Source organism: Actinosynnema sp., assembly GCF_052038725.1.
Map to the genome: position 1 here is coordinate 1 of NZ_JBQGCX010001064.1, position 2,980 is coordinate 2,980.

Below are 2,980 nucleotides of genomic sequence, written 5' to 3' on the forward strand. Positions count from 1 at the left end.
GTCCGCCAGGCCCACCCGGACTGGACCACCGAGGAGGTCAAGGCCGCGGTCATGAACTCTGCGGGCTCGGACGTCAAGGAGAACGGCAAGACCTTCGCCCCCAACCGGGTCGGCGCGGGCCGCATCGACGCCAAGGCCGCCCTGGACAACCAGGTCCTGGCCTACGTGCAGGACGACCCCGGCGCGGTGTCCGCGTCGTTCGGTCCGGTCGAGGTCACCGGCAAGACCGCGCTGACCAAGACCATCAAGGTGGTCAACAAGTCCCCGAGGGCTGTCGAGTACTCGGTGGGCTACGAGGCCGTCACCAGCATCCCCGGCGTGCGCTACGAGCTGTCCGAGCAGACCGTGAGGCTCAGCCCGCGCGGCATCGCCAGGGTCAAGGTCACCCTCAGGATCGACGACCCGAAGGCGCTGGCCAAGACCGTCGACCCGACGGTCGAGCCGCTGCACCTGGACGTGCCGCGCCAGTTCCTGGCCGACGCGTCGGGCCGCGTGGTGCTCTCGCCCAAGAGCGGCGCGACCGTGCCGCTGCGGGTGCCGGTGTACTCCGCGCCCAAGCCCGCCTCGGACATCTCGGTGCCGGGCAGCGTGAAGCTGGGCAAGAACGCCACCCAGACCGTGCTGAACCTGACCGGCCGGGGCGTCGACCAGAAGGGCTTCCGCTCGCTGGTGAGCGTCCTGGAGCTCCAGGCGACCTCGCCCAGGCTCCCGGAGTGCAAGCGCAACGTCACCTCGGGCTGCACGCTCAACCAGACCGCCAAGGGCGCGGACCTGCGGCACGTCGGCGTCACGTCGACCGCCCCGCTGGCCAAGCTCCAGGGCAACCCCGAGGAGGCGCTGCTCGCGTTCGGCGTCTCGACCTGGGACAACTGGTACAACCTCGGGTCGAACACCATCTTCTACATCGACGTCGACGTGAACGGCGACGGCACCCCGGACTTCGAGACCTACACGACCAAGCTCACCGACACCGACCTGCTGGTCGCGGTCACCGTGGACCTGGCCACCGGGGAGACCGTCGACATCCAGCCGGTCAACGCCCAGTTCGGTGATGTTGACACGAACGTGTTCGACACCAACGTGGTGGTGCTGCCGGTGCTGCTCTCCGCGCTGGGCATCGACCCGTCCGGGGACACCGCGAAGATCACCTACACCGTCAACAGCACTGGGTTCTACCTCGCGCCCGGCGCGTCCGACGACCGCATCGACTCGATCGACGGCGCGCTGTCGTTCGACGCCCTCAAGCCCGGCCTCTGGGTGCAGGGCGGCGGGGACGCGGCGCTGTCGTACCAGGCCAAGCCCGGTACGGCGCTCGTGGTCAACCGCGAGCCCGGCACGGCGTCGGACAGCCTGATGGTGGTCAACCACCACAACGCGTCCGGGGACCGGGTCGACGTCGTGAAGGTCAAGGGCGGCAGCGACCGCCCGGCGGTCTGATCCGCTCCGAGGAGCGCCTGCTGACACGGTAAGCGCTGGTCGGCACGATTCAGACAGGGGTGCTCTGGCCGGTCGGGGGGACTCTCCCCCGACCGGCCAGAGCCGTTTTACGTCCTTCGGGTGACATCTGAACGGGGGTGTTGAACCGTTCGGGTGTCCCGCAGTCCGGGAGAGTTACCCCCAACGGCGTGTTCCAGGTGCGGTGCGGACGCATCGGGCCGGTAGCCTTTCGCAATGAAAACTAGTCCCGTGAATTGGGACTGATACCTGGGAGGTGTGTTAATGCGGCTCGCAGTGATCCCGGGGGACGGGATCGGGCCCGAGGTCGTCGCCGAGGCACTGAAGGTGCTGGGTGAGGTCGTTCCGGCGGCCGAGATCACCCGTTACGACCTCGGTGCGGCGCGCTGGCACGCCACAGGTGAGTTGTTGCCGGAGTCCGTGCTGGGGGAGCTGCGCCAGCACGACGCGATCCTGCTCGGCGCCGTCGGCGACCCGTCGGTGCCCAGCGGCATCCTGGAGCGCGGCCTGCTGCTGCGCCTCCGGTTCGAGCTCGACCACCACGTCAACCTGCGCCCGGCGCGGTTGTACCCCGGCGTCCGCAGCCCCATCGCGGACCCGCCGGAGATCGACATGGTGGTCGTCCGCGAGGGCACCGAGGGCCTGTACGCGGGCAACGGCGGCCTGCTGCGCAAGGACACCCCGCACGAGATCGCCACCGAGGTGTCCATCAACACCTCGTTCGGCGTCGAGCGGGTCGTCCGGGACGCCTTCGCGCGCGCCGCGAACCGCCCCCGCAAGCACCTGACCCTGGTGCACAAGACGAACGTCCTCACCCACGCGGGCTCCCTGTGGTCCAGGGTGGTCGAGGAGGTCTCGCTCCAGCACCCCGACGTCACCGTCGCCTACCAGCACGTGGACGCCGCGACGATCCACCTGGTCACCGACCCCGGCCGCTACGACGTGATCGTCACCGACAACCTGTTCGGCGACATCCTCACCGACCTGGCGGCGGCGGTGACCGGCGGCATCGGGCTGGCCGCGTCCGGCAACCTGGACGTGACCAGGCGCAACCCGAGCATGTTCGAGCCGGTGCACGGCAGCGCGCCGGACATCGCGGGCCAGGGCGTGGCCGACCCGACCGCCGCGGTGCTGTCCGTGGCGCTCATGCTCGACCACCTCGGCGAGCACGAGGCGGCCCGCCGCATCGAGGCGTCGGTGGCGTTCGACCTGGCCACCCGCGACCACGCGTCGCCGGGCGCGACCTACGCGATCGGCGACCGGCTCGCCGCGCTGGTGTCGTCCAACGTGCGCACCGGCTGACACCGGAGCGCTGGTTACCGGCGCGCTGACAGCAGAGCGCTGACAGCAGAGCGCAGGCACCGGGGCCGCGTCCCGCGGCCGGGGCAGAAGGCCGGAAAGGGCCACCGAGCGCTTTCGGTGGCCCTTTCCGGTGTCCGGGGGCGGGATCGTTCCGCGCCGGGAAATGGCGCATCCCGGTGGGCGGTGGGGGCGCGGGGAAAACGGCCTGCCCGTCGTCGCGCCG

Annotated in this window: 1 protein-coding gene and 1 pseudogene; both read left to right on the forward strand. The window is 70.5% G+C overall.

Annotation, left to right across the window (positions count from 1 at the left end; genetic code table 11):
• Nucleotides 1-1,437 (forward strand): annotated as a pseudogene (locus ACTUAL_RS22420) (peptidase S8); the annotation flags it as partial.
• Nucleotides 1,438-1,719: 282 nt separating this feature from the next.
• Complete coding sequence (locus ACTUAL_RS22425; protein WP_096496673.1) at nt 1,720-2,757, forward strand: 3-isopropylmalate dehydrogenase; 1,038 nt, start codon at nt 1,720-1,722, stop codon at nt 2,755-2,757.
• Nucleotides 2,758-2,980: the final 223 nt, after the last annotated feature.